At 39.2% G+C, this 7,947-nt stretch carries 5 protein-coding genes, 1 other RNA gene and 1 pseudogene; 1 reads left to right on the top strand and 6 read right to left on the bottom strand.

Going from position 1 to position 7,947, the window contains the following annotated elements; translation table 11 throughout:
• The 5 genes from P20480_RS17500 to P20480_RS16220 form a co-directional block, all read right to left on the bottom strand.
• Positions 1–837, bottom strand: an 837-nt coding sequence (locus P20480_RS17500) for a TniB family NTP-binding protein (protein ID WP_033024912.1), incomplete at its 3' end; no start/stop codon positions are given.
• 2 nt (positions 838–839) lie between these two features.
• Positions 840–2,663, bottom strand: a complete 1,824-nt coding sequence (locus P20480_RS16210; RefSeq protein ID WP_008126705.1) for a Mu transposase C-terminal domain-containing protein — start codon at positions 2,661–2,663, stop codon at positions 840–842.
• Positions 2,656–3,285 (bottom strand): TnsA endonuclease N-terminal domain-containing protein, encoded by a 630-nt coding sequence (locus P20480_RS16215; protein WP_008126703.1) that lies wholly within the window; start codon positions 3,283–3,285, stop codon positions 2,656–2,658. Before P20480_RS16215 ends, P20480_RS16210 begins: the two co-directional genes overlap by 8 nt.
• 132 nt (positions 3,286–3,417) lie before the next feature.
• An RNA gene (gene ffs, locus P20480_RS19070) (signal recognition particle sRNA small type) lies at positions 3,418–3,514 on the bottom strand.
• Between the two features lie 138 nt (positions 3,515–3,652).
• Complete coding sequence (locus tag P20480_RS16220) at positions 3,653–4,525, bottom strand: DUF3014 domain-containing protein (RefSeq protein WP_008126701.1); 873 nt, start codon at positions 4,523–4,525, stop codon at positions 3,653–3,655.
• Between the two features lie 231 nt (positions 4,526–4,756).
• Between P20480_RS16220 and P20480_RS16225 the strand changes: the two genes are divergently transcribed.
• Positions 4,757–5,902, top strand: coding sequence for a patatin-like phospholipase family protein (locus P20480_RS16225; RefSeq protein WP_033019545.1), 1,146 nt, complete (start codon positions 4,757–4,759; stop codon positions 5,900–5,902).
• A gap of 1 nt (position 5,903) precedes the next feature.
• On the opposite strand, the pseudogene P20480_RS17495 reads toward P20480_RS16225, so the two are convergent.
• Positions 5,904–7,876 (bottom strand): annotated as a pseudogene (locus P20480_RS17495) (monovalent cation:proton antiporter family protein).
• Between the last annotated feature and the right edge of the window lie 71 nt (positions 7,877–7,947).

Below are 7,947 nucleotides of genomic sequence, written 5' to 3'. Positions count from 1 at the left end.
AAGTACCTCAAATGCTTTAACTAAGTGCTTGGTCGTAAGGGTTTTAGCGTTATCTATTAATGCATAAAGTACGGCATCATCTAAAAAGTATTTTAATGTTCTAAAACAGCCTTTTGATAGTGAGAACAAAGCAAATACTGTTGCTTGCTCACTTAAATTTGGTTTTTCGGTAAATGGCATACGGTTGGCTAGGCCAATTATTAACTGCACAAAGTGCTTTGGGTTTTCTGACAACTTAAAATAAGGCAGCTGCCGCCTTACTAATAAACGCGATGACCACTGTGGTTCGTCTGCTATTTTTTCTGCCCACGGCATACCTACCAATACAATTGATACACCCGCTTCGTCGTTAATGTATTTTAATCGGTTGGCAATCTCGCGGCGCTTTTTACCTTGGTTATGCTCAATTAGCTCTTGAAACTCATCAATAATTATAAGCTCTGTGCCACACGTTTTTAGGCATTTTATTAATGATGTCGTTAACCGTGTACCGTTTACTCGCAGTTTGCGCTCTGTGCTGCCTACTTGCCCTAAGTCTTTAAGAAGTTCGGCTAAAGTAGATTCTAGTGTTGGGTTGCTGGGTATGCGGCTTACTAATACGGGGTGATTCATAACACCATTAATAAATTGCGGTAAATGGCGTTCTTTATATTGCTTGATCAGTGCTGTTTTACCTGTGCCTGTATCGCCATTTAAAAGCATGCAGGGCTTTTCGCCCACTAACCCTTTACCAAGCCTTAATCTGTCGAAGTCGTTAAATACCGTGCTTATTATTGGGTATTCAATAAACACATCGCGAAATTCATTCAGCCTTTCTTTTTGTTTATCGGTCAGCATAATTAAAATCCATCTAGATCTGAGATAAAGTCATCCCAACTATCAGCTGGCTGCTCTTTAGGTGTAACCTTTTTGGGTTCTACTGGCTCACTCTGAGCTATTGATTTATGTGAGTTACTATTTACATTTTGATGCTTAGCTAACGCTTTACCACCTTTTACTTTTGAGTTTCTTGGCGCATTTTTTAACTCTTCAAACTCGTTTTGAATTTTATCATGAATAAACATACGCGCTTTTGCTAAGCCTACATTATCGATAGAGCCCGAAATAAAATCGCGATGAATACGTATATTTATTTTGTGCTGATTCAAACTTAAATTTTGGGTGTAACCGTTTGGATCTATGCATGGCACTTTTATGTAATGCTCTAGCTTATCAAGGTACACGTAGATATAAGAGATATCATCTGGGTTTAATTTAATTAAAACTTCTTGAGATACTTTGTGGCTAAATTGCTTCCTGTAGTTGGCTAGTTCAGTACTGTCGTAGCTTAAGTTTTCTAGCCGTATTCCACCTTTACGAAGCACCCGATGCTTTGAAATACTGAGCACAACATCCAATTGTTGAAGATCAGCATCACTCAGCATTGTTGGTGGTAACGTATTAAAGCCTTGATCCCATAATTGGCTTGGTATGTACTTAAAGCGGCTGTCGGCATCTTGATGGTAAACGTCTAATACCCATTTATGAAATAACTGCATAAAGGTCGTAAAACGCATAATTGCATCTTTTTTGGGATTGTATTCATACTTTTGTAAAATGTTAGAAAAGGTTTTACCAGGCACAGGGTCTAATAATTCAGTATTTATTGTGCCGAACATACGTTCTACAAATGGTTTTAACCACGGCTTTGCAACAGGATTATATTGAGTATTAATGCCTATTTCTTCACAAGCAAGCTCAAGGCTGTTACTCCAAAATTCAGCGCCATTATCAACAACAAGTGTTTCAATTTTGCCAGCACACTTCCACTCATTAATCGTATCGGGGTATAGTTTTGCCACTTCACTTTTAGGTTTCATCGCATTTAGCATTGCTCGCCTTACTGCATCATAGCTAGGCTCACTGAAGCTAAAGTAGTAGCCAACAATACAATGGCTATACACATCTACTAACATAGTGAGTGTTGGTCGGCCAAGTGGAATATGCAGCTCATCATCTAATAAAATAAGATCAAGTGGCGTATGGTCAATTTCAACTTTTTCGAGTACTCGGGTAGGCCGTGTGTGCCCTTGCACTTTATTAAAAGCAATATCAGCAAGGCGCTTACCATAACGAGCAATCATTACTTCGTATTGCGGTAAGTTATCTATTCTGTTTTTAAACGCTTTGTATGTTAAAGGCTTTAAAACACTGCCCACAACACTGTCGTTTTCAATAATAACTAAATCTGCATAATACTTATAAGCCGAAGCCACTGATGGTTTTTCTTTTACTAAGTAACGCTCAAGTGCTTTTTCAAAAAACTTATCGGTGGCTGTATCACGCTCTCTGTTACCTTTTTTTTGATGGCTTGGTATTAGCGCCATTATATTTTTATCCGCATTGGTATAAGCGCTATACCATCGTGCTGCTGTTCTCCAACTGGGCTTTTTTTCTCCCTCAACTTCAGGCATTAATTTTAATAAAGGCTCAAGGTTTTTTTGTGTCCAACCGCCTTGAATATTAGCCTCAAGCCATTGAATATATTTAAGCTTAGCAAATATTGTAGTTTTAATTTTTTCAGGAAGGGCTTGTAAATCTTTGGCGTAACTTTGAGGTAGTTTGGTTTCTACTTTTGGTAATGGCTGGTTAAATTCATCTTCAAACAAACCGTCATTAAACATTGTTAGACCAAATTGCTGTTTCTATTGATATTTCATTTGTAGTTAAGTCGGCAAATAACTGCCCTAGTGATAATAAGCGTAGCACCGTAGCAAGTAGCTCACCGGCAGTTACTTTTAAAAAGCTAACTAACTGTCCCACTTTAATAGAGCCGTATTGCTTAACAAGTTCTAGCACCGATGCTTGCAGCTCTGTTAAAGACTGAAAACCAGAGTAGCGATGCAAAAGCTTTAAGTTATTGAGTGTTGGGTATACACGGATTTGTTTATCAGTAACCAGTATTAAATCACGTCCATCTTGCTTAGCGATAGCTTGCTTTTCAATAAAACGTGCACGAAAGTCTTCGTCGGCAATTTTGCTTTGCGGTTTTACTTCTATAAATTTTTGCGTGCCGTCTGTGTGGGTAAGTAAAAAGTCAGGTGTGTAACGGCAAATACGGTTATCAAACTCATATTCGTAACCTAGTGGTTGTGCTTCAAATGCGGCTATTGATGGTGAAAATTCAAAATGGAAACAAGCATCAAATTCTAAAGAGGATTCAACTAAACATGTGGATTTATTTTTTTGACTAGCAAATTTATGGAGATTTTTAACACGGGAGTGTTTGAGTTTTCTTCTGTACATGTGAGTCAACCATCTAACCATTTGGTTAAATACTAGACTATGCCACCTTATACTTCCAATTTATGCCACCTTTTAGTACAAATATGTCAACTTATACTTCAAACAACACCAAATGAGGAATTTGGGTGGCAGTCTTACCAGCCACATCTCGGCACACACGTCACAAACTGTGGCTGCTCCCTTCCGGGCCTGACCAGGTTCGCCTGCTAGTGTTGCGAGAGGACCAATAAGACTACCATTGAGGGCCTTGGTTGGCGCGGAAGAGATTATCTCTACTTTTACTGTGTTATTCAAGGGATAATCAAAAAAGAAGGTGCGATTGCATACTTCATATACAATCGCGGCTTTTAAATTTAATTTGTGACTGTTATTTGCTCTCTAATTGCGCTTTTATATTACGAAGTGCTGCTTTTACTTTTTTCATGTTGTCTGGACCCATGCGTAAAAGCTGTTTTTGAGCAGCAGGAAGTTGCTCCCACTCTGAAAACGCATACTGATAAGTTACTGAGTCACGTAAAAGTGGTAAGGCGCCTTCAGGCTCCGGAGTATCAAGTAGTAAATCGATAGCGTCGTTCAATGTTTGTTTAAACTCGTCATCGCCATAACCAATTTCAGTGTATGCATCGTTAATAAGTGGCTGGTACTCTTCAAACATACGGACCACTTGCGCTGCACTCATGCTAGTAAAAATTTTTACATACGGTGTGTAACGCTCATAACTATTTGGATCAATTGTTAAAATATCCCCTTCGGTAACACTGAAGCTTTCTTGGGGTTTAATAACAGGGTTGTGTTTTTTAGCTACTTTGCCTTGAGCTAAGTTGTCAATAAAAACAACACCTCGACGAATAACATCATCAGTGACTAATAGGCTCATCACAGAGTCACTTAGGTACTCGTCAATTTTGGCAACAACCATAGTATCACTATCGTTTAAGGCAGGTAACGTAGCTACTTCTGGTTCGGGTTCAACTATGCGCTGCGCTGGCACTTCGAGCTCTGCCGGCTGTTCAACTGCTGTTGGCTCTTCTGGCTCAATTATATCTGGTTCATTTAATGGCTTAAGTTCCATTATTGGCCGCTCTTTAACGGGCTCTGTTGCTTCTATGCGCGCAACCGGTTCGTCACTTGGTTTGAGTAATACAAATGCAACCACACAAGCAACAACAATTAGCGTAATAATGGCAAGAAGTAAGTTACTGTTTGTTGAGCGTTTTTGAACATCTGGTGAGTCTGACATACGAACTCCATAAAAAATAAAAATGCGGTATCACTTAGAGTGGGCTAAGTGGATTAAATTCATTCTGTTCGAGTTTTTTATTAAATCAATAGTTATCTTAAGTTAGACATGCTGAATTCAGCATTAAATTATACAGTTATAACTCTATGAACAGTTAACCTTTGATTCTTCTAGCTTAAAGACTTACAGTTAATAAATAAAGTAAAGACGTTGAACAGTTTAACCACCAATATGAAAATTAAGCAAATAGATCCCAAAAAACCTAAAACAGCCTTATTACTCACTGGTGGTGGTGCTCGAGCGGCGTATCAAGTAGGTGTTTTAAAAGCGCTAGCGCATAGTATGCCACGTACGGCACCTCTTCCTTTTAGAATAATAAATGGTACGTCTGCAGGCGCAATAAACTCTGCGGCCTTGGCTTGTTATGCCTCTTGTGCGCACTTAGCAGTGCGAAAATTAGAATCTGTTTGGAAAAACTTTTCGACCTCAATGGTGTATAAAAGTGATTTTTTAAGTGTATTTGGCCATATTGCGCGTAATATTTTAACTAGCTTTCAATCAGAGCATATTAACCACCCACCAGCAAGCTTGCTTAACAACCGCCCTTTACGTGGTTTACTTAACGAAATTTTAGACTTGCATCGCATAGAGCGTAATTTACACCGAAACTATTTAGAAGCGCTTTCGATTACAGCCTCAAGCTATACCACAGGTGATTCAGTCGCTTTTTTTCAGTCAAATACACAAACAGCTTGGCAAAGAGCTAAACGAGAAGGCCGCCCAACACGCATTAATGTTGAGCATTTAATGGCATCAAGTGCTATTCCAATGGTGTTCCCAAGCGTGAATATTCATAATCATTACTTTGGTGATGGTTCTATACATCAACTATCGCCACTTAGCCCTTCAATACATTTGGGTGCCGAAAAAATATTTATCATTGGTGTAGATGAACCTAAAGAGCCGCATCTACCGGGATATACTGCGCATTATCCTGGGCTTTCTGCTGTAGCCGGACACTTGCTTGATAGTGTATTTACCGACACCATGCAGTCAGATTTAGAACGCTTAGATAGAATAAACCGCACTTTGGGGCTTTTACCTGCACGAGATAAACACCAAGAGCTAAAGCAAATAGATAGCTTTATTATTAACCCCTCACAAAACTTTAATGTCATTGCAGCACAGTATTACAACGATATGCCATGGGCGATAAAAGTATTATTGCGTACTATTGGTGTTAAAAAGCACTCTCAATCAAGTTTAACGAGTTACTTATTATTTGAAAAACGCTATACCCAGCACTTAATGGAAATAGGGTATCAAGACGGCATGGCTAAGCTACCTGAAATAAGAGCTTTTTTAGGGCTCGATTAATTTATTCAATGCCGTCTAATAAAAAATGTTCTACGCGTTCCACACGCCTTGGTTTACCTTGTAAAACGAGTATATCGTTGGCAAGCAAAATGATTTGATCTGAAGGGGCGTCTATTTCTCGGTCTTGGCGTCGTAATGCCTTAATAGATACCTTGCGCTTTACTAAATTAAGCTCATTTATACTTTTATTAACCGCATGTGCTTTATCGGGCAGAGCAACCACATGCAAATACTCTAATTTATCTGAATTACTTTCATCGTTGCTTATATGCTCACCTGTAAAAAAACTTTGCAAAAATTGATAACGATTTCTTCGCTCATCACTCACTCGCCTAATAATTCGGCTCATGGGTACACCCGACATAGACAAAACATGCGAGACTATCATTAAACTTGCTTCAAGCGTTTCTGGTACAACTTCAGTGACACCAAGCTCTCGTAGTTTTTCAAGCTGGCTATCGTCTCGGGTACGTATAAGTATTTTTACCTCTGGAGCTATTTGCTTTATTGCATCTATCACTATTTGTGTTTGTTCAAACTCGGTAAATGTAATAATCACCAACCGCGCTCGCTCTACGCCCGCACACTTTAAAATATCTTTTTGTTTAACGTGGCCAAATATTACAGGCTCACCTGCAGCCTTACCTTCTTGAACAAGTATGGGGTTACTTTCAACAGCAACATATTCAATAGCTTCTGGCTTTAAAAAGCGCGCTATAGTTTGCCCTACCCTCGAAAAACCACAGATGACTACATGGTTTGTGTAAAGTGCACTTACTTGTGGCTCACCTTCCCATGCAATGCTTGGGCTATTTAATAACCCTAAACGCCTTAAAATATAGGGTGTTTTTTCAATTAAAAATGGTGTTAACGCCATCGATAACACACCAAGGGCAATTAAAAATGAAATGTGTTCGCTGGTTAATAATTGATGCTGCCTACCCAAGGCAATTAATACAAAACCAAATTCACCCATTTGCCACAGCATAATGCCACACGCTAATGAGTCCTGCTTTCGCTCACCCATAAGTTGTGCACTGATGGCAACCACAGCTATTTTTAAAACCAATAATCCAAATAATGCGCCAACAATAATAAGACCATTGCTAAACACATAGAGTAAATCGAGCTGCATGCCTACGGTAACAAAAAAAGCCCCATTAAGATATCGCGAAATGGCCGTATATCGGCTTCAAGCTGGTGCCTGTAATGACTTTCACCAAGCATCATCCCGGCCAAAAATGCACCTAGCGCCATTGATAAGCCAAACATATAGGTTAGTAAACCCGCAAACAAAGCAACCAGTAGCGTAGTAAGTACAAACAGCTCATCAGTGCGCACTAAGGCTATTTCGCTGAACACTTTAGGCAGTAACCATTTACCAATAGCCCACAGTAATACGCAAACAAAAGCGCCTTTAGTCAGAGAAAATGCTAACGCCCACCCAATTGTTTGTGAATCGCTTGTGGCAAATAAAGGAAGAATAATAAGTAAAGGGACTACGGCAATGTCTTGAAACAACAATACACCGATTGCTAATTGCCCTCTACGCTGATTAAGTTCCCCACTTTCTTTGAGCAATTTAACGACTACCGCCGTTGAAGACAGCGCCATAATCGAACCAATAGTAAAGCTGGTAAGCAAACTGAAGTTTAAACAGTACAAAATTATAATAAGCACTAAGCTTGTTACAATCACCTGCAGTGAACCTAAGCCAAATACAATATTACGCATGGCCATTAATCGAGATATTGAAAACTCAAGCCCTAAGCTAAAAAGCAAAAATACAATACCAAGCTCTGCAACAAAGTCTATTTCGTGCGTATGTTCAAGCCATCCAACGCCATGACTGCCAGCTAAAACACCTGTTGCTAGGTACGCCAAAATTGGCGGCAAACCGATGCGCTTAAAAAACCACACAAAAATAACGGCAACGACAAGTAAGCCAAAAAATTGAGTATTAGTACTTTGCAAATTTGGCCTCCGGCTTCAATTAAACTAGGGGATGTAGTTTAACTATAGCAAGCAATTGTTTTTAAGCTAAT

Source organism: Pseudoalteromonas sp. BSi20480 (genome assembly GCF_000241365.1).
Taxonomy (GTDB): domain Bacteria; phylum Pseudomonadota; class Gammaproteobacteria; order Enterobacterales; family Alteromonadaceae; genus Pseudoalteromonas; species Pseudoalteromonas marina.
This window is presented reverse-complemented; position numbering and strand designations above follow the sequence as displayed.

Coding starts and splice junctions, on each gene's coding strand:
- P20480_RS16225 (WP_033019545.1), top strand. CDS start 4,757: ATGAAAATTAAGCAAATAGATCCCAAAAAACCTAAAACAGCCTTATTA.
- P20480_RS16215 (WP_008126703.1), bottom strand. CDS start 3,285: ATGTACAGAAGAAAACTCAAACACTCCCGTGTTAAAAATCTCCATAAA.
- P20480_RS16220 (WP_008126701.1), bottom strand. CDS start 4,525: ATGTCAGACTCACCAGATGTTCAAAAACGCTCAACAAACAGTAACTTA.
- P20480_RS16210 (WP_008126705.1), bottom strand. CDS start 2,663: ATGTTTAATGACGGTTTGTTTGAAGATGAATTTAACCAGCCATTACCA.